Genomic DNA, 18127 nt, shown 5'->3' on the forward strand with positions numbered 1-18127 from the left:
GGACACCGTCGAGCTGACACCCGCGTGAGCTGGCACAGCGGGAACAGTTGCCCACCACGAACCGCTACAACCAATTCCGCCGTATGATCACACCAACACGATGGCAATGGTTCAAAGCATGTGTGTCGTTGAACCCCAATTCAGCAGACACAACACGCACACTCATCGCTTGGCCGACGCGTTCTCCAAGTCCAGCCTAATCCTGATCGCTCAATAATTGAAACACACCGCTCACAACAACCTCCTAAATCAAGCGGTGTTGCAACGATCATCTGAACCTAAGCACACCTGCGGAAAGCAAAGTGCCCCTCCCCGATCTCTAATCCGAGACGGGAAGGGGCACTTCGTGCAGAGCGAAAAGCTTAACCCTGACGAGCCTTGAAACGTGGCTCCTTCTTGTTGATCACGAAAACCTTGCCACGGCGACGCACAACCTGGGCGCCCGGCTTGTTCTTCAGCGACCGAAGCGACTTGCGAACCTTCATCGGGCGCTCCTTTCTTTTTATAAGTATTTGGACAACCTACGGATGTAGGTGTCCGCAATGACTCCCCCTCGCGGGCTAGTCATGACACGGGCGTTAATGTTACCCGAGATGTCTCAGAGATCCAAAATGCTACTTCGAGTACTTCTGCTCGAGCTCATGGCTGACTTCCTCGAGGCTACGCCCCATGGTCTCAGGCACCATCGCACGCACAAAGCCAAGCGCAACAAGGCCAAGCACACCGAACATGACGAACGTGGAGGTAGCCCCCAGCGCTTCGACGAGGGGCAGGAAGAACTGCGCCACGGCCCAGTTCGCCACCCACAGGGCGAGGCCTGCAAGACCCATGCCCAGTCCCCTGATCCTGGTTGGCACGATCTCGGAGATCAGCAGCCAGGTTGTCGGCGACACTGCAGACTGCTGCGAGGCGATGAAGCCAGCCATGAGCACCAGCGAGAGCAACGCTAGCCCTGTGTTGCCGTGCGCCATGCCATACACGGGTGCCAGAGCAAAGAGGAATACGATGTTGCCTGCCAGACCAATCGAGAGCAGCTTCTTGCGTCCGATCCGGTCCACCAGCTGGAGGCCGACCCAGCACGCGATCACGCTGACCAGACCGATGACAATCGAGGTGTACACGGAGTTCTCGGTCGAAAGCCCGACCTGGTTCATCATGGTCGGAGCGAAGTAGACAACCGCATTAACACCGGTGATCTGCTGGGTCACACCGAGCAGGGCCGCAACGATGACCGCCACGCGCATCCAGCGGTTCTCCCGCAGTGTCTTCCACTGCCCCTGCTGTGCTGCACGGTCCGCGGAATCCTTTTCGGTAATTGCGGTCAGTTCGCCCAGGTCCATCCCGGCGCGCTGCGCGGTGGAGCGGGCTTCGTCGATACGCCCATTACGCGCAAGCCAGACTGGGGTGTCCGGTAGGAAGTACATGCCCACCGCGAGAATGACCCCTGGGACCGCAGCCAGCCCGAGCATGAGGTGCCAGTTGCCCGACGGTGCAAGCACTGAGTTAACCAGGTAGGCCATCAGCTGGCCGACGACGATCATCAGGGTGTTCAGCGAGACCATCTTGCCGCGCACTCGCGCCGGCACCATCTCGGAGATATACATCGGGGCGACAATACTGACGGCGCCAACGGCAACACCGAGCACCGTACGCGCGGTGGCCAGCATTTCTACCGAGCCAGACAAGGCACACCAAATCGAGCCGAAGATAAAGATGATGCCACCGATAATCAGTGTGGTGCGGCGGCCAATCTTGTCGGCGACTGTCGAGCCGACGAGCGCGCCCACAGCGGCGCCGACGAGCAGCATCGAGGTGACGAAGCCTTCTTGGGATGCCGTCATCCCAAACTCGGGGCTAATGAACAGCAGTGCACCGCTCATCACGCCGGTGTCGTATCCAAAGAGCAAACCACTAAAGGCGGCGATTGCCGCGACGGTGCGCACGTAGCGCCGGATCTCTGCTGTTGAGTAAGGCGAGTCCGCGGGGGTAGTTGCAGAAGAAGTCATGCAGACTATCTTGGTACTTCACTACCATTACTGCCATGTCGAACAACAGCGCTTCACCCCAGGAATCGATCATAAATACGCTGGGTGTGCAGCCCTTTATCGATTCAGAGAAAGAGATCACCAAAAGGGTTGATTTCCTGGTGGATTACCTAGTATCCACCGGCGCTCAAGGGTTTGTGCTGGGCATTTCAGGCGGTCAGGACTCCACGCTCGCAGGCCGGCTGTGCCAACTCGCCGTGGAAAAGCGACGCGTGAGCGGCAACGATGCCGCCTTTTATGCTGTGCGTTTGCCCCACGGCATTCAAGCAGATGAGGATGACGCTCAGATGGCCTTGGATTTCATCGCGCCCGATAAGCGCGTCACCGTGAATATCCAGCCCGCCACCGCTGCCATGGAATCTGCCGTTGCGCAGGCCCTGCAGATCCAGGAGATCGGCGACTTCAATGCCGGGAACATCAAGGCTCGCCAGCGCATGATCGCCCAATACGCCATTGCTGGCGAATTGGGGCTGCTCGTTGTGGGCACCGATCACGCCGCAGAGAATGTCACGGGCTTCTTCACGAAGCACGGCGACGGTGCGGCCGATCTACTTCCTCTCGCTGGGCTGAATAAGCGCCAGGGCGCACAGCTCCTCCAGGCGCTGGGCAGCCCGGCCGCGCTCTACGAGAAGGTCCCCACCGCCGACCTCGAGGACGACCGCCCGGCGCTGCCAGACGAGGAGGCGCTCGGTGTCTCTTACACGCTTATCGACGATTACCTGGAAGGCAAGCAGATCGACGAATCTGCCAGCCAACGCATCGAACACCTCTGGAAGGTGGGCCAGCACAAGCGTCATCTGCCCCCAGGCCCTGCAGAAACGTGGTGGAAGACGAACTAGCCCTCGTTTTAGCCCAGCAAGGCGATGGTGGCCGTTGCCACCTTCTCCAGTTCGCGTGCGTAACCGCTGCCATGGGTCAGCGTGTGCACCGCGAGCGGGTGTAATTGGTGGATGGGGATACGTTCTTGCCAGTCTGGCTCCAACGGGGTGACCGTCTCGTAGCCTTCCACTAATTCTTCGAAATGACTCACGCCGAACAGCGAGAGCATGGCGAGGTCGGTGTGGGCGTGGCCGCCGTGTGCCGAGGGATCGATGAAATGCGGACCGTCAGGACTAAACATCAGGTTGCCCGACCACAGGTCTCCGTGAATACGGGCGACTTCTGCATCTGCGTCTTCCCGTTCAATTGCATCGCAGGCCGTGCGTACAAGGGCTAGGCCTTCTTCCGAGAGGGTGCCATTCTTCGCTGCAGCTTCCGCAAAGGGCAACACGCGCTGCTTGGTATAGAACACAGCCCAGCGATTAGTCGGCGTGCATTCCTGCCGCACCTTTCCTATGAAGTTGGGCCCTTCCCAGTCTTCCGGAGGGGATCCGAATGCCGGGGCGCCCGCGGCGTGAATCTTCGCCAACTCCGCGCCGGTCCACTTGGCGGCCTCAGCGGTGGGCCGAGCGCGATCGAGGCGCTTGAGCGTGAGTGTGTTCGCTAATTCGTCCAGCCCGATAACCTGCACAACTCGGTCCGAGGCTTGACGGAGCCAGCGTAGGCCCGCAGCTTCTGCCGCAGCTGATTGTGGGCTCGAACCCTTCTTAATAAACGTTGTGCTGTCCATACCTTTCAATGTACAGGTAATAGATTTTGTGGTAAATAGGTTTTCTACGACACATTCGGGCCAGCCATCAACCATTACACCCGAATGGCATATTTGCACTTTAGGCAAACTTGCCCATTAGGCAACTTTGTTGCTATTCTCAGCGCATGCCGAAACCAAGCTTGAGGGACCAGAAACGAAAACAAACCTCACACGAGCTATCACGCACCGCCTTTGAATTCACCAAAGAGCGTGGCCTCGACGGATTCACTATCGACGACGTAGTCAACGAGGTCGGTGTTTCCAGGCGCACATTTGCCAACTATTTCTCGTGCAAAGAAGAAGCAGTTGCAGCACTCGCACTCGAACAGCTCGAAGACGGCATCGAAACTTTGCCGGAGATGCCCGAAGATACTCCTCTTTTAGATTGGGTGCGCACACTTGCGCTCCACCAACTTTCCGGTGGCATGTTCGACTTATTGATCGAGCTCCGAGACCTTGCGCATAAGGATCCGGCCCTCAAGCCTTTCGTCGAAAACGTACACGCAGAAATCCGCAGAACAGCTCAATCCGTGGTTTCGGCTCAAGCCAAGAATTCCGCAGCGAAATTCGCTGCACCAATCATCGTTGGCGCAGCGTACGGTGCGCTCAACTCGTTCATCGATGCAGGCTCCGCGCAGTCTGGCACATCGCTCGATGAATTTGTTGAGACTGTGTTTTCAAAACTAAAAGCCGGCCTCTAACCCCACCTTTCAATTCTTTCCACGTAGGTGCCACCCTACGTTTAATTGGCATGCCAGAAAGGCCTCTGATGTCCATTCTCTTGTACCGTTTGGCGCGGTTTTCCTACCGACGCCCCTGGGTCTTCATTCTCGTCTGGCTAATAATTGTTGGCGGAACACTTGGCCTTGCTGCAAACAGTGGCGCCAAAATCAGCTCCGCCATCACAATTAATGGCACCCAAAGCCAGATGGTCACCGAACAGCTCCGCACTGAGTTTCCCGAAACTTCAGGGGGCCAAGGCAGCATTGTATTCACCGCTCCTGAAGGTGAGCGCCTCGATTCAGGCGAGGCCGCACATGCAATTCGTTCAGCAATGACTGAGATTTCTAAGAACGACTATGTTGTCGCTCGTGACGCATCTGCTCTGGCCACACCACCTAGCCAGGCGACCAGTACAGACCAGGCGCAGATGCCAGCCCCGAGCTCAGCAACAAACAGTGCAGCAGCAAACCCTGAACAGCAACAAAAGATGCAGGAAGAGGCTTTGCTCAAACAAGGCATGCTGGCACCCGGGGTGCTCGTCTCAGAAGATGGGACCGTCGCACTCATGCAGATTCAATTCACCCAGCAAGTAGAAGATCTCCCTGCTGGCGTCATTGAAGATGTCATCGCGATCGCTTCGGACAACGCAAACACAGCTGGACTTGTTGCGCTTCCCACCGAATCTCTCAAACCTCACAAGCCACCCCTCGGAGGTCATGAAGCCCTCGGATTACTCGTCGCGGGCCTCGTGCTCTTTCTCACGCTCGGCTCGCTGCGGGCAGCAGGCTTGCCTCTGGTGACCGCCATCTTGGGTGTCGCCGTCGGGCTCGGAGGGGCATTCGCGCTTTCACATAGCATTGAATTAACAAGCGCCACCCCAGTACTCGCCCTCATGATCGGGTTGGCTGTTGGATTGGATTACGCGCTGTTTATCCTGAACCGGCAGCGCCATCTCATTCTGCGCGAGGGCCTCTCGGCAGAAGAAGCCACAGGAAGAGCTGTAAGTACAGCAGGTAGCGCAGTACTTTTCGCTGGGCTGATCGTCATCATCGCGCTCAGCGGACTCACTCTTATCAATATCTCGTTCCTCACCACCATGGCACTCGTGGCGGCAGCAACTGTGCTGTGTGCGGTATTGATCGCATTGACACTGTTGCCTTCGCTACTCGGGCTCATCGGTGAGCGAATCATTAGTCCAAAAACTCGTGCACGTGAGCAGAAGCGTAGCCATGAACAACGCCACGGCTTTGCTCACCGCTACGCAACTACGCTTGTGAAAAGGCGCTGGGTAGTCATTTTCGCCGTTGTTGGTCTGCTAGGTGTGGCAGCGCTCCCGATGTCTCAAATGTCGCTGGGTATGCCAAGCGGAGCCACGGCAAATCTGGACACCACCGAACGCCAAGCCGCGGATGCTATTTCGAAGAGTTTCGGTGACGGATACAACGCACCCCTTATCGCCGTGATTGAAGCACCCCCGGGCACTCGCTTTGAAGACAACCAACTTCCCGGTATCACGAGTGAGCTGGAGCAAAACGAAGCCATCGAAACGGTACGCCCGATGGGCATCTCACCAGATCACTCGCTGGCATTGGTAACAGTAATTCCAACCGCAGGTGCTGATAGCAACGTGACAAAAACGCTCGTGCACACCCTGCGTGAAGACACTGGGAACCTCACCGGGATCAGTGGCACCACCATCGGCGTGACTGGACTTACCGCCGTCAACCTTGACATATCGGAGAAATTATCTAGCGTCTTGCCGATCTACATCACTATCATCGTGGTGCTGTCTTTGCTCGTGTTGCTAGTCGTGTTCCGGTCGGTTCTCATTCCGATTAAGGCGACGGCAGGATTCTTGCTCACAATCGGTGCCACTTTCGGCATTATGACCGCAATCTTCCAATGGGGCTGGTTGAAAGACCTGGTTGGGTTCGACACTCCCGGTCCGATCCTCTCGTTCTTGCCCATCATGGTGACCGGCATTCTGTACGGCCTTGCCATGGACTACGAAATGTTCCTTGTAAGTTCCATGCGTGAGGCCCACGTACATGGCTACACAGGCAAACAATCTGTCATTCACGGATTCGAACAGGCCAGCCGAGTGGTGGTCGCAGCAGCCATCATCATGGTGTCTGTGTTTGCAGGATTCATCTTCAGCGATGACAGCATGGTGAAGCAGTTCGGTCTAGCTCTGGCCGTCGGCATCCTCATTGATGCATTCCTCGTGCGCATCACCCTGGTACCCGCGCTCATGTCCGTTCTAGGTACATCAGCGTGGTGGATCCCGAAATGGCTAGACAAGCTGCTGCCCAACCTCGACATCGAAGGAGAACACCTACTCGCGTATTTGCACACCAGCGAACAACAGGCGCAGATTCAAAAGACCGCATCGTAACCCGGCGCAAGCTTGACCTACATTGCCGTGAATCTCGCCCCGAAACTAGCTGACCGACACTAGAGCGCACAAGAAAACCCGCTCACTCCGAGGAGTGAGCGGGTCTTACCAATTGTGGAGCTAAGGGGATTCGAACCCCTGACCCCCACACTGCCAGTGTGGTGCGCTACCAACTGCGCCATAGCCCCGTACCAGCAGTGATACACACTGCCAAGCAACTTTGTCTACCTTACCTCACAGCGCGAAGCTCAACCAAATCACCTCTGATTGGTCCGCGCCGAGGCGAAGATCAACGAGGTCTTAAGCTACAACCGCGTCAATCCACTGGTTAATTTGTGGAACATCGACGTCCTTGCCATCAACGAGAACGCGTGGGGAGGAAACCTCACCGGTGTGCTCGTTGAGAGTATCAGCGTTACCCTGGCCGATGCGCGCTGCATCCTCGGTGTAGGTACCGTTGCGGATCGCGTCGAGAGTCTCGGAATCTGCACCGAACTGCTCAGCAAGGTTCGCGAAGTCTTCCCCATCCCAGGAGTTATAGATCTCCTGCTGGTTAGCCATCATGTACTCACGGAAGTTCCAGTACAGGTTGACGTCGCCGGAATTGGCCGTGGCCAGCACTGCAGCCAAAACGTGGGTGGAGTTACCCTCTGCACCGCGGTCAAGGAAGGTCAATGGGCGAATATCAACCTCGAGATTGCCCCCCTCAATCTCCTGAAGCATCTGCGCGTCGGTTTCGTCGGCAAGCTGTGCACAGTAGGTGCACGAGAAGTCCTCGTAGAGCTCGGCGCTTGGCACCGAAGCGTCAGCGTTCTCGGCGCGCAGGGTGATAATCCCGTCATCCTTGTTGTAGTTCAGAGACACGCCATTGACATCAGTCATGCTTTCGGCGACTGCCGCTGCCTTTTCACTGCGGCCGTTAAAGACGATCAGTCCGACTGCAATCGCAGCAACGACAAGAACCGCAATGATGGTCCACAGAAAGGCGGTGTTGCCCTTGTCGTTGGGATTCTGAACCTTTTTGTTACTCACTTATTTTCACCTTGCCAATGTTTCTTATGGGTTTTACGGGTAGATCGCGAATTTTTTAAACGGACGATAAACAATGAAGAGGCTCATCGCAAAATAGGCAACATCCCGCAAAATCGTCGCCAGATAGTTCGTGGTTTCTTGATTCGGATCTGGATTGAAGCAGCCACAAGAGATTTCTAGGCCACGTGCCCATGCCGAAGCAAGACCAATGATGAACAGTGTCAGCACAACTGCTGACAATTTCGCCGAAGGACGAAGGAAGAGACCGAAGATGAGCAAGAGGCCACCAACAATTTCCAGTGGCCCAATCACACGTGCGAGCAGATCCGACCACGCAGGGGTGAAAATCTCGTACGCCTCGATCGTTTGAGTGACGTTCATGTGGTCACCCATCTTGGAAATACCGGCGGACAGCCAAATATAGCCAAGATAGAAACGACAAAACGCCCCGATCACGTCGAGAATCCTGTCCTTGGTGAGGAAACTCTTTTTCACCCCGGGCGGGTTTGATTCTGCAGTTGTGTGCTGCTCATTCGTCGTGGTCACAAAATGACCATAGCGAAGAACCTCAACGAAACCCATAGCAGGCCCTGTGAAATAACTGTATTCACCGGTTACAACGCTATGAGCCTTGTCACTTATCCTAAAACGTCGGAGACTACCTGCTGCGCTTCCTTTTGCACCTGCGCAAGATGCTCAGCGCCCTTGAAGGACTCGGCGTAGATCTTGTACTTGTCTTCCGTGCCCGAAGGACGCGCCGCAAACCACGCATTCTCCGTGGTCACCTTGAGCCCGCCGATCGGCGCGCCGTTGCCAGGAGCATTAGTAAGCTTATCGACGATTGCCTCGCCCGCCAGCTCCGTCGCTGTTACATCGTCTGGAGACAGGGCTTTGAGCTTCGCTTTCTGCTCACGGTTGGCTTCGGCATCGGTGCGTGCATACGCCGGCGCACCGAATTCTTCCGCGAGTTCCGCGTAGCGCTGTGAAGGAGTCTTACCTGTCTTCGCAGTGATCTCAGCAGCCAGCAAGTCCAGGATCAAACCGTCCTTATCGGTCGACCACACGGTGCCGTCGTGGCGCAGGAAGGAAGCACCTGCGGATTCCTCACCGCCGAAACCAACGGAGCCATCGATCAGACCGGGGACGAACCACTTGAATCCCACGGGTACTTCGACAAGCTTGCGACCAAGCGAGGCGACAACGCGGTCAATCATGGACGACGACACCAGGGTCTTACCCACCGCGGTGCCTTCGCCCCAGCCTGGGCGGTTGGCGAAAAGGTATTCAATGGCTACGGCCAGGTAGTGATTCGGGTTCATCAAGCCGTGGTCAGGTGTGACGATGCCGTGGCGGTCTGCATCAGCGTCGTTGCCAGTAGCGATGTCGTACTTGTCGCGGTTTTGCACCAGAGATGCCATCGAGTTCGGGCTGGAGCAGTCCATGCGGATCTTGCCGTCGGTATCAAGGGTCATGAACCGCCAGGTGGCGTCGACCGTTGGGTTGACCACGGTGAGGTTGAGCTTGTGGGCCTCGGCGATGGCACCCCAGTAATCCACGGACGCGCCACCCATGGGGTCAGCACCGATGGAGATATTGGAGGAACGAATCAGATCAATGTCCACCACGTTGGGCAGATCTGCCACGTAGTTGTCCATGTAGTTGTGCTTCTGCGCGCGGTCATCCAACACGCCAGTCACGGATGTGCGCTGTACGCCTTCGAGATTGGCGCGCAGGTAATCGTTGGCACGATTGGCAATCCAATCCGTCGCGTCAGTATCTGCGGGGCCGCCTGACGGTGGGTTGTACTTGAAACCACCATCGCGAGGAGGGTTGTGCGAAGGAGTAATCACAATACCGTCGGCGCGCTTCGGGTCAGTGCCGGTCACTCCCCCTGCCAAGTTCGCATTGTGAGCGAGAATCGCGTGACTGACCGCAGGGGTTGGGGTGTAGCGCCCGCGATCGTCGACAAGCACTGCAATGTCGTTTGCAATGAGCACCTCAAGCGCTGAGACCATCGCGGGCTCACTGAGCGCGTGCGGGTCACGGCCGACGTAGACAGGGCCACCGATATTATTGTCGCGACGGTAATCGACGATGGCCTGGGTGGTCGCCCAAATGTGTTGCTGATTGAAGGCGTTATCCAACGACGATCCGCGGTGCCCGGAGGTACCAAAGGCAACCTGCTGATCTGGATTTTCCGGATCAATGTCTCGCGTGTAGTAGGCGGTAACCAACTCTGCGATGTCGATGAGGTCTTCCGGTTGAGCAAGTTGCCCCGCGCGCTCATGTGCCATGACGGTTCTCCTTTGAGAGTTTCTGAAGCGAAATCCACTTTCTTCCCATTGTGGTCAATGGAGAACTATTTGGCCACGAAACTTGAAGTTCTTCACCTTTTCGCCACCTTCGGGTTGAAAAAGGGGGCAAAAGGGGTGTGAGATGCCCGCACTTCACTCGGAATTCCACGGCAATTCTTACACCTTTTCGACCATAGCCATAGGGAATTGTTATCCAATTCACCCCCATATGCGGGGGCAAAAGATACGACTATCTCGAATAACATTTCGTTGATTCCTGCCAAACACTAGTTTTTAATCATGGCTGAGACATTAAACAACATTCTCGTTGCAGCGTCCTCGTTCGTGTGGGGTCCCTGGCTTCTGATCCCGCTCCTGTTAGGCACAGGACTTTTCCTCACAATCCGTTTGGCAGGCATCCAATTCCGAACCCTAGGGCGCGCACTGCGTTTCGGCCTCGTCGATAAGCAAGAAGACGGCGAAGGCGATATCTCCAACTATCAGGCACTGACCACCGCACTGGCCGCCACCGTGGGTACCGGCAATATCGTCGGCGTTGCTACGGCCATTGCTATGGGTGGGCCCGGCGCCTTGTTCTGGATCTGGTTCACGGGCCTGGTTGGAATGGCATCGAAGTACACCGAGGCCTATCTCGGTGTTCGCTTCCGCACCACTGACAGCAAGGGTAACCAGGCCGGTGGCCCGCAGGAGTACCTCCGCCGCGGCATCCCGGGACCTGTCGGCCAGATCCTCGCTTTCACCTTCATGCTCTTTGCCGTGATTGCTTCCTTCGGCATCGGTAACCTCACCCAGGGCAACTCCGTGGCGGCGGGTATGGAAGATACCTTCGGCGTCGACCCATGGATCACCGGCATCATCATGTTTGTTGCCGTGGGTGCGGTCCTCCTCGGAGGCATTAAGTCCATCGGCAAGATTACGGCGGGATTCGTTCCACTGATGATCTTTGTCTACGTCACCGGCGGCCTTGTTGCCCTCGTCCTGATGGCGGATCAGCTCCTGCCAGCCCTGGGCTTGATCTTCACCGATGCTTTCACCGGCACCGCTGCATCCGGTGGTTTCGTCGGCGCCGGCATCATGATGGCCGTGCGCTACGGTGTCGCCCGCGGTATTTTCTCCAATGAGTCCGGCATGGGTTCTGCCGCTATCGCTGCGGCAGCGGCAAAAACAAGCCACCCGACTCGTCAGGGTCTCGTCTCTATGACGCAGACCTTCATTGACACCATGATCGTTGTGTCCATCACGGGTCTGGTCATCGTGGCCTCCGGTGTGTGGGAGATGGGCTCCGACAGCGCCGCCATCATGACCAGCGCGGCCTTCTCCTCCGTCCTGCCCGGCGAATGGGGCGGCACCATCGTGTCCGTCTCGCTGATCTTCTTCGCGTTCTCCACCATCATCGGCTGGTCCTACTACGGTGAGCGCTCCTCCATCGCGCTGTTCGGCGAATGGGCCTCACTGCCCTACCGCTTGCTCTTCACCTGTGTTGTTTTCATCGGCGCGACGACCGAGCTCGACATCGTGTGGAACTTCTCCGACCTGGCCAATGGCCTCATGGCGCTGCCAAACCTGATTGGCCTGATCATCCTCTCCGGCCTTGTTGCACGAGAGACCAAGGCTTACCTGGAATTCGACCCGCACTTGCGCAAGTCTCCGGACGAGGTACGCCAGTTCGTCGAAGCACAAAAAATGGACTGGAAGTGACCAGGCCGTAAGATCATGTAAATGATCAAGGAAGGACTGCTCGTAGGGGCCGGTGCCGCACTAGGCGCGCTTGCCCGCTACGGGCTTCTTTTTGTCTTCGCTCCCCTTGGAAACGACGTCGGCATCACCCTAATCATCAACATCATTGGTTGCTTTGCCATGGGATTATTCGCAGCTGGCCCGTTTTGGGGCACGGGTTTTCTCGGCGGATTTACTACTTTCGCCGCTTTCGCGTTGGCTACGGCGCAATCCGATTTTCCTCAGGCCCTAGCGCTAGCCGCCTCCACATTCGTGGCTTCTGTCGGCGCCTATCTTCTCGCAGACTTCCTCCGGGAGAGGTGGAAGCAATCGACGCATTAATTGCCATCGCTGTCGTGGGTATTGGCGGGTTCTTCGGGGGAATCTCCCGTTGGGCATTGGCCAAGATCCCTGCGCCCTATGTCGGCACTTTTGCCGCGAATGTCATCGGCAGTGCGGTGCTAGGAATCGCAGTGATGGGCCCGGGTTTCGTCCCGCTGGCCTTCGGCACTGGTTTCGCCGGTGGGCTGTCCACCTGGTCAACTCTGTCTCGCGAGCTCGGTGGACTCATCAAAAGCAAACGCTGGCGCAAGCTCGCCACCTACGCGGCAGCAACGTTGCTGGTTGGCATCGTTGCCGCGTGGCGAGGAACGATCTGGGGCGGGCTCATTTTCGCGGCCTGGTAGACCCGCTTAATCAGTGATGGCATCCAGCGGTGGGGTCTTCGCTGCGCGCTGCGCTGGCCACAAGGCGGCCAACACACCCACCACACCGGAGCCAATCAGCATAGTGATCAGCAGGTTCCACGGGATGGAGATCGTCTCCAGGCCTTGATCGGCAAGCACCGTTAAGAAGGCCCACCCCATCGCCAGACCAATTATCATTCCGCTCAGAGCGCCGAAGACAGCGATCTGCACGGATTCCAGAATGATCATGACGCGCACCTGGCCACGCTGCATACCCACGGCGCGCAACATTCCAATCTCCTGGCGCCGCTCAATCACCGACAATGTCAGCGTGTTCACGATGCCCAGAATGGCGATAATCACCGCGAGAGCAAGAAGTGCGTACAGGATCGACAACATCTGGTCGATCGCCATGGAGGCCTCACCCACCATCTCGTCGGTGTCGCGAACCTGGACCACAATCGCGTCCTCCACGGCCGCTTCAAGGTTCGCGCGCAGCTGCTCATGGTCAACCGTGCCGTCACTATTTACGCCCACCATCATTACTGTGGCTGCCTGCGGAGGAACGATCTCGGACACCGCATCATAGGAGATAAGGAAACTTTGGAAGATCGCGGATTCCCCGAACACCCCGCCCACGCGCAGATCCACGGAAGAAGGGCTGATACCAGGAGCGCTCAGCGAAACGGTGTCGCCCACGCTCCAGCCGTTCTCGTCGGCAAGCGCTCTCGGCACGATCACCGTATTACCGGTCAGATCCGCCGAACCTTCTTGAACGTCCATGGTGACAAGGCTGGACGGATCGCCGCTCATGACATCGGACATGCCCCGACCGCCGCCATAGTCATACGCATACTGCCCATCGACTGCGACTGGAACGTGCGAATAGAACACGACCTCGTTGACGCCATCAACCTCGCGGACGGTATCTGGCACGTCATTCGGCACCGGGAATCCACCCATCTGTGGCCCCGACAACACGAATTCTGCGCTGACCTCGTTGTCCGCAAAATCGGCAATGGAGTCACGCATAGTGGCTCCGAACATACCGATCGCCGTCACCAACGCGACACCCAACATCAGCGCGAAGGCTGTTGCCGACGTCCTGCGCGGATTGCGCTGCGTATTCGTCGAGGCAAGCTTGCCCACGGAACCGAAAGGCAGCCCGATCAAACGCCCGAACGGGGGAACAAGCGGCAGCGACAAGGCGGGACCGGCTAGGAAGAATCCCACGATCACCAGTAGCGTTCCCACTCCCACGAGGCTGGCACGGTTGCCTGTTGTGCCTGCCTCCCACTGCACGGCCCAGCCGGCAATGATCAGCCCCAGGGCGATCATGACCACGCCAACAATGGTGCGTGTCTTCAGTGGCTGCGGCGTCGCGGTTTCGCTCGAGCGCATCGCTTCCACAGGCTCGACCTGGCCTGCACGGCGAGCTGGAGCCCACGCCGAAACAACCGTGACCAAGGTGCCCACAATCATCGGAATCGCAATGGCACCCACGGACAATCCCAGCCCGGAATTCGGCAGCGGAGTTCCCGTCTGAGCCATCACCGCCTTGATCACCGCAACTAGGCCCACACCTGCGACGATGCCCAGCGCCGAACCAATCATGCCCACGATAAATGCCTCAGCCACAACGGACCGGCTGATCTGGCCCTTCGAGGCACCAAGTGCGCGCAGCAGTGCGAATTCCTTCGTGCGCTGCGCCACGATCATCGAGAAGGTATTCGCAATCAAAAATGTGCCCACGAGCAGGCCAACGAGCCCGAAAGCAATGAGGAAGTAGTTCACAAAGCTCAACGCGTCTTCGATGGATTGCGACGTCTCGTCGGCAAGCTTTTGCCCCGTCTCCACGCTGAGACCCGGATACTCCTGCTGCAGGTCACCGACCAGATCCTCCGCGCTCACGCCGTCGACCGCGCTGACATTAACGCCAGGGTAAAACACCCCGTCGGTGTAGCGCTCAAGATAAGAGGTGGCGTCCATGAGCAGATTAATCGACGTCCCCTGATCAAGCTCCATGTCGTAGAGCCCCACCACGGTGACCTCATGGCGCGCGACCGGGTCCACCACGATGAGATTCTGGCCCAAGCTCAGTCCGAATTCCTCGGCTGCCGCCTTGTTGAGCACGACCTCGTCGAGACCCGCGGGCTCTGTCCCCTCGGTGATCTCGAGGGCTTGACCGACCTGCTCTGCGGGAGGATAAAAGATGCTTATCGACGAGCTGCCGCCCCGCGTTTGAATCGCCTCGCGAGCATCGTTGGCTACTACCACCGTCGTATTTCCGGTGATATTGATCTTGTCTACCTGCTCATCGGCGGCGATCGCATCCGCGGTTTCTTTCGGCACCCCGGGCTGGGTGTCCCCTCCCCCGACCACGACATCCACGCCGCGATAGGAGCTATTCATAACCGAATCGAAAGTATTCGATAATGAGTTGGTAAACATGAAGGAGCCGGAGATGAACGCCGTGCCCAAGACTACGGATAAAACAGTCAGGGCGAGACGCACCCGATGTGCCGCGATGTTGCGCAGCGACACTTTTCTCATGGTGGAATTCATGAACTACTCAATTCCTGTCATCGTGGCCAAGATCTTGTCGATCGTTGGGTCACGCAACTCGTTGACGATCTGTCCGTCAGCGAGGAAAATCACTCGGTCGGCATAGGAGGCCGCTGTCGCATCATGCGTCACGATGACCACGGTTTGGTTATCGCTGTCTACGGCCGTCCGCAAGATATTGAGCACTTCTTTCGAGGAATTCGAGTCCAAGTTGCCCGTAGGCTCGTCGCCAAAGATGATTTCGGGACGAGATACGAGTGCTCGCGCACATGCCACGCGCTGTTGCTGACCACCCGATAGTTCGGCAGGACGGTGAGTCAGGCGATTGGTCAGCCCGAGGCGCGACGTGACCTCGTTAAACCAGTCCTGATCGAGTTTTCCATCCGCGATATCGGTCGGCAGCGTGATATTTTCTGCCGCCGTAAGGGTAGGAACTAGGTTGAACGACTGAAAGATGAACCCAAGTCGATCGCGGCGCAAGTTCGTCATTTCCTTGTCGTTGAGCGTGGACAAGTCGGTATCACCGATGAATGCCGAGCCAGATGTCGACGAATCCAACCCTGCCATTGTGTGCATCAAGGTGGACTTACCGGAACCGGATGGTCCCATGATCGCGGTGAATTCGTTGCGCGCAAATTCCACGTTGACGTGGTCAAGCGCCGTTACTGCAGTATCGCCCTCGCCATATTGCTTGAACAAATCTACTGCTCGAGCCGCAGCCTCCCTGGGCGCGGATGTCGGTGCTGAGTGTGTCTCAACGACGTAGATATCGTCGTTGTCTTCGTGATCCTCAGCCCGGTGTTTGGACATCATGGGAGCCTCTCCTAACCATAGTTATGAACTCTTATATCGTACGTTCCCTGCACCTGAAGAGCACAGTTGTTAGGGCCTGCGGGGGATGGAAGCAGAAGTCCTATCGCGCTTAAGAAATTCGCCGTAGAATGCGAACATGGAAGATAAAACGAAGGACCCCGTAGATATTAAGCCCCGATCTCGCGATGTCACCGACGGGATTGAAAGCACTGCCTCCCGCGGGATGCTGCGCGCAGTCGGTCTCGGCGATGACGATTGGGATAAGCCGCAGATTGGTGTCGCCTCATCGTGGAACGAAATTACTCCGTGCAATCTCACCCTGAAAAAGCTCGCTGAATTCGCCAAAGATGGGGTGCACGAATCCGGCGGCTTTCCGCTAGAGTTCGGTACCATCTCGGTCTCGGATGGTATCTCGATGGGACATGAGGGCATGCACTATTCCCTCGTCTCCCGCGAAGTGATCGCTGACTCGGTAGAAACCGTCATGTCCGCCGAACGCCTCGACGGTTCCGTGCTTCTGGCCGGCTGTGACAAGTCGATCCCCGGAATGCTCATGGCCGCGGCTCGCCTGAATCTTTCTTCCGTGTTCCTCTACAACGGCTCCACCATGCCGGGGACAGCCACCTTTGAGGACGGATCCCAGAAGGAAGTCACTCTTATCGATGCATTCGAGGCCGTGGGTGCTTGCCGCGCAGGCAAGATGAGCGAGACGGACCTTGGCGCCATCGAACGTGCCGTGTGCCCAGGTGAGGGTGCCTGCGGCGGTATGTACACGGCCAACACGATGGCCTCCGCAGCAGAAGCCATGGGGATGTCCCTGCCTGGTTCCGCGGCACCCCCAGCGATTCACCGCAACCGCACGGAGTACGCGAAGGCCTCGGGCAAAGCAGTCATTGGACTCCTGGAAAAGGGCATTACTGCGCGCGATATCATCACGCGCGAATCCCTCCTCAACGCAGTGGCTGTCGTGATGGCGCTGGGTGGTTCCACCAATGCGGTCCTCCACCTGCTGGCTATCGCTCATGAAGCAGAAGTCGACTTAACTATCGACGACTTCAACGCAGTCTCCGACAAGGTACCTCACCTTGCCGATGTGAAGCCTTTCGGCCAGTACGTCATGAATGATGTCTTCAAAATCGGTGGCATCCCAGTCGTCATGAAGGCACTCCTCGATGCTGGTCTCCTCAACGGCGATTGTCTGACCGTTACCGGCAAGACCGTCAGGGAGAACCTCGAGAATGTCTCGCCTCCAGACCCAGACGGGAAGATCCTGCGCGCACTTAATGACCCGATCCATGAAACAGGCGGTTTGTCCATCCTTAAGGGCTCGCTTGCACCAGATGGCGCGGTTGTGAAGACCGCCGGTTTTGACGCCGATATCTTCGAGGGCACCGCGCGCGTGTTCAACCAGGAGCAGCCGGCCATGGATGCCGTGCTCAACGGAGAGCTCAAGAAGGGCGATGTCGTTGTCATCCGTTACGAGGGACCGAAGGGTGGCCCCGGCATGCGCGAAATGCTCGCAATTACAGGTGCGATCAAGGGCGCCGGCATTGGCAAGGACGTCCTCCTAATCACCGACGGTCGATTCTCCGGAGGCTCAACCGGCCTGTGCATCGGTCACGTCGCACCGGAGGCAGTCGACGGCGGCCCCATTGCCTTCGTCCAAGATAGCGATCCCATCAAGGTAGACATTCCGAACCGCACCATCGATGTGCTTGTCGACGAAGAAACTTTGGCAGCTCGCCGCGAGGGATGGACTCCACCATCTAATCCTCGCCTCCACGGGGTGCTTGGAAAGTACTCGAAGCTCGTGCATTCAGCGGCGGAAGGTGCCGTGCTGTACTAGCACAGAAGAAAAAGAGGAGGGTCGCAGGCTCAATAGCCTGCGACCCTCCTCCTACATGTAAATCAAAAAAGGAGTGTGGTTGTAAGGAGTTCGTATTGATACGACTCAACTCACAACCACACTCCTGTTTCACTGTTAAATTATTTGGTCGGCGGTAACTTACTCTCCCACATCCTCCCGGATGCAGTACCATCAGCGCGGGCGGGCTTAGCTTCCGGGTTCGGAATGGGACCGGGCGTTTCCCCGCCGCCATCAACCACCGACACACCTATTGGGGTGTATCAGCACTGTTACTAGGCGACTAGTAGACATGATACATATTCACTTAACACACAAACCACCACCATGTTAGGGGTGTGTT

Annotated in this window: 15 protein-coding genes, 1 tRNA gene and 1 rRNA gene; 7 read left to right on the forward strand and 10 right to left on the reverse strand. The window is 57.3% G+C overall.

Annotated elements, in window-relative coordinates; genetic code table 11:
* Positions 1-362: 362 nt before the first annotated feature.
* Together ykgO and A37O_RS0107725 are read right to left on the reverse strand one after the other, a co-directional pair.
* On the reverse strand, positions 363-485 hold the full coding sequence (ykgO, locus tag A37O_RS0107720) for a type B 50S ribosomal protein L36 (RefSeq protein WP_013808454.1): 123 nt from the start codon (positions 483-485) through the stop codon (positions 363-365).
* Positions 486-614: 129 nt separating this feature from the next.
* Positions 615-2006 carry a sugar porter family MFS transporter gene (locus A37O_RS0107725; protein WP_018296930.1) on the reverse strand — a complete coding sequence of 464 codons (1392 nt, stop codon included), beginning with the start codon at positions 2004-2006 and terminating at the stop codon, positions 615-617.
* A 35-nt stretch (positions 2007-2041) separates the two neighbouring features.
* Between A37O_RS0107725 and nadE the strand changes: the two genes are divergently transcribed.
* Complete coding sequence (gene nadE, locus A37O_RS0107730; protein WP_026196240.1) at positions 2042-2884, forward strand: ammonia-dependent NAD(+) synthetase; 843 nt, start codon at positions 2042-2044, stop codon at positions 2882-2884.
* Positions 2885-2892: 8 nt separating this feature from the next.
* Here nadE and A37O_RS0107735 read toward each other — a convergent pair whose 3' ends face one another.
* Positions 2893-3654 carry a fructosamine kinase family protein gene (locus A37O_RS0107735; RefSeq protein ID WP_018296932.1) on the reverse strand — a complete coding sequence of 254 codons (762 nt, stop codon included), beginning with the start codon at positions 3652-3654 and terminating at the stop codon, positions 2893-2895.
* A 146-nt stretch (positions 3655-3800) separates the two neighbouring features.
* Here A37O_RS0107735 and A37O_RS15870 point away from each other — a divergent pair, with 146 nt between their 5' ends.
* Together A37O_RS15870 and A37O_RS0107745 are read left to right on the forward strand one after the other, a co-directional pair.
* Positions 3801-4376 carry a TetR/AcrR family transcriptional regulator gene (locus tag A37O_RS15870; protein WP_018296933.1) on the forward strand — a complete coding sequence of 192 codons (576 nt, stop codon included), beginning with the start codon at positions 3801-3803 and terminating at the stop codon, positions 4374-4376.
* Between the two features lie 50 nt (positions 4377-4426).
* The gene (locus A37O_RS0107745) at positions 4427-6793 is read left to right on the forward strand and encodes an MMPL family transporter (RefSeq protein ID WP_211208363.1); all 2367 of its coding nucleotides are present in this window, start codon (positions 4427-4429) and stop codon (positions 6791-6793) included.
* A 115-nt stretch (positions 6794-6908) separates the two neighbouring features.
* Here the strand turns inward: A37O_RS0107745 and A37O_RS0107750 are convergent.
* The 4 genes from A37O_RS0107750 to pgm all read right to left on the reverse strand — a co-directional run bounded on the left by A37O_RS0107750 (position 6909) and on the right by pgm (position 10119).
* Positions 6909-6981: transfer RNA gene (locus A37O_RS0107750), tRNA-Ala, on the reverse strand.
* 112 nt (positions 6982-7093) lie between these two features.
* Positions 7094-7825, reverse strand: coding sequence for a DsbA family protein (locus A37O_RS0107755; RefSeq protein WP_018296935.1), 732 nt, complete (start codon positions 7823-7825; stop codon positions 7094-7096).
* A gap of 33 nt (positions 7826-7858) precedes the next feature.
* On the reverse strand, positions 7859-8371 hold the full coding sequence (locus A37O_RS0107760; RefSeq protein ID WP_342661952.1) for a MauE/DoxX family redox-associated membrane protein: 513 nt from the start codon (positions 8369-8371) through the stop codon (positions 7859-7861).
* 92 nt (positions 8372-8463) lie between these two features.
* Positions 8464-10119: a phosphoglucomutase (alpha-D-glucose-1,6-bisphosphate-dependent) gene (gene pgm, locus A37O_RS0107765; RefSeq protein WP_018296937.1), complete on the reverse strand. Its 1656-nt coding sequence runs from the start codon at positions 10117-10119 to the stop codon at positions 8464-8466.
* Between the two features lie 300 nt (positions 10120-10419).
* Here pgm and A37O_RS0107770 point away from each other — a divergent pair, with 300 nt between their 5' ends.
* Genes A37O_RS0107770 through A37O_RS0107780 form a run of 3 tightly spaced genes read left to right on the forward strand, consistent with a single transcriptional unit; the run spans position 10420 to position 12542 of the window.
* A complete protein-coding gene (locus tag A37O_RS0107770; RefSeq protein ID WP_018296938.1) occupies positions 10420-11838 on the forward strand; it encodes an alanine/glycine:cation symporter family protein in 1419 nt (472 codons plus the stop codon).
* Positions 11839-11859: 21 nt separating this feature from the next.
* On the forward strand, positions 11860-12198 hold the full coding sequence (locus A37O_RS0107775; protein ID WP_018296939.1) for a CrcB family protein: 339 nt from the start codon (positions 11860-11862) through the stop codon (positions 12196-12198).
* Positions 12177-12542 (forward strand): FluC/FEX family fluoride channel, encoded by a 366-nt coding sequence (locus tag A37O_RS0107780; RefSeq protein WP_018296940.1) that lies wholly within the window; start codon positions 12177-12179, stop codon positions 12540-12542. The genes A37O_RS0107775 and A37O_RS0107780 overlap by 22 nt, the downstream gene beginning before the upstream one ends.
* 6 nt (positions 12543-12548) lie before the next feature.
* On the opposite strand, the gene A37O_RS0107785 is transcribed toward A37O_RS0107780, so the two are convergent.
* Together A37O_RS0107785 and A37O_RS0107790 are read right to left on the reverse strand one after the other, a co-directional pair.
* Complete coding sequence (locus A37O_RS0107785; RefSeq protein WP_018296941.1) at positions 12549-15107, reverse strand: ABC transporter permease; 2559 nt, start codon at positions 15105-15107, stop codon at positions 12549-12551.
* A 3-nt stretch (positions 15108-15110) separates the two neighbouring features.
* Positions 15111-15920 carry an ABC transporter ATP-binding protein gene (locus A37O_RS0107790; RefSeq protein ID WP_018296942.1) on the reverse strand — a complete coding sequence of 270 codons (810 nt, stop codon included), beginning with the start codon at positions 15918-15920 and terminating at the stop codon, positions 15111-15113.
* Between the two features lie 136 nt (positions 15921-16056).
* On the opposite strand from A37O_RS0107790, the gene ilvD reads away from it, so the two are divergent.
* The gene (ilvD, locus tag A37O_RS0107795) at positions 16057-17766 is read left to right on the forward strand and encodes a dihydroxy-acid dehydratase (RefSeq protein ID WP_018296943.1); all 1710 of its coding nucleotides are present in this window, start codon (positions 16057-16059) and stop codon (positions 17764-17766) included.
* A 146-nt stretch (positions 17767-17912) separates the two neighbouring features.
* Here ilvD and rrf read toward each other — a convergent pair.
* Positions 17913-18030: ribosomal RNA gene (gene rrf, locus A37O_RS0107800) — 5S ribosomal RNA — on the reverse strand.
* Positions 18031-18127 lie beyond the last annotated feature (97 nt).

The sequence above is a fragment of the Corynebacterium lubricantis DSM 45231 genome (genome assembly GCF_000379425.1).
Taxonomy (GTDB): Bacteria; Actinomycetota; Actinomycetes; order Mycobacteriales; family Mycobacteriaceae; genus Corynebacterium; species Corynebacterium lubricantis.

Coding starts and splice junctions, on each gene's coding strand:
- ykgO (WP_013808454.1), bottom strand. CDS start 485: ATGAAGGTTCGCAAGTCGCTTCGGTCGCTGAAGAACAAGCCGGGCGCC.
- A37O_RS0107725 (WP_018296930.1), bottom strand. CDS start 2,006: ATGACTTCTTCTGCAACTACCCCCGCGGACTCGCCTTACTCAACAGCA.
- nadE (WP_026196240.1), top strand. CDS start 2,042: ATGTCGAACAACAGCGCTTCACCCCAGGAATCGATCATAAATACGCTG.
- A37O_RS0107735 (WP_018296932.1), bottom strand. CDS start 3,654: ATGGACAGCACAACGTTTATTAAGAAGGGTTCGAGCCCACAATCAGCT.
- A37O_RS15870 (WP_018296933.1), top strand. CDS start 3,801: ATGCCGAAACCAAGCTTGAGGGACCAGAAACGAAAACAAACCTCACAC.
- A37O_RS0107745 (WP_211208363.1), top strand. CDS start 4,427: ATGCCAGAAAGGCCTCTGATGTCCATTCTCTTGTACCGTTTGGCGCGG.
- pgm (WP_018296937.1), bottom strand. CDS start 10,119: ATGGCACATGAGCGCGCGGGGCAACTTGCTCAACCGGAAGACCTCATC.
- A37O_RS0107770 (WP_018296938.1), top strand. CDS start 10,420: ATGGCTGAGACATTAAACAACATTCTCGTTGCAGCGTCCTCGTTCGTG.
- A37O_RS0107775 (WP_018296939.1), top strand. CDS start 11,860: ATGATCAAGGAAGGACTGCTCGTAGGGGCCGGTGCCGCACTAGGCGCG.
- A37O_RS0107785 (WP_018296941.1), bottom strand. CDS start 15,107: ATGAATTCCACCATGAGAAAAGTGTCGCTGCGCAACATCGCGGCACAT.
- A37O_RS0107790 (WP_018296942.1), bottom strand. CDS start 15,920: ATGATGTCCAAACACCGGGCTGAGGATCACGAAGACAACGACGATATC.
- ilvD (WP_018296943.1), top strand. CDS start 16,057: ATGGAAGATAAAACGAAGGACCCCGTAGATATTAAGCCCCGATCTCGC.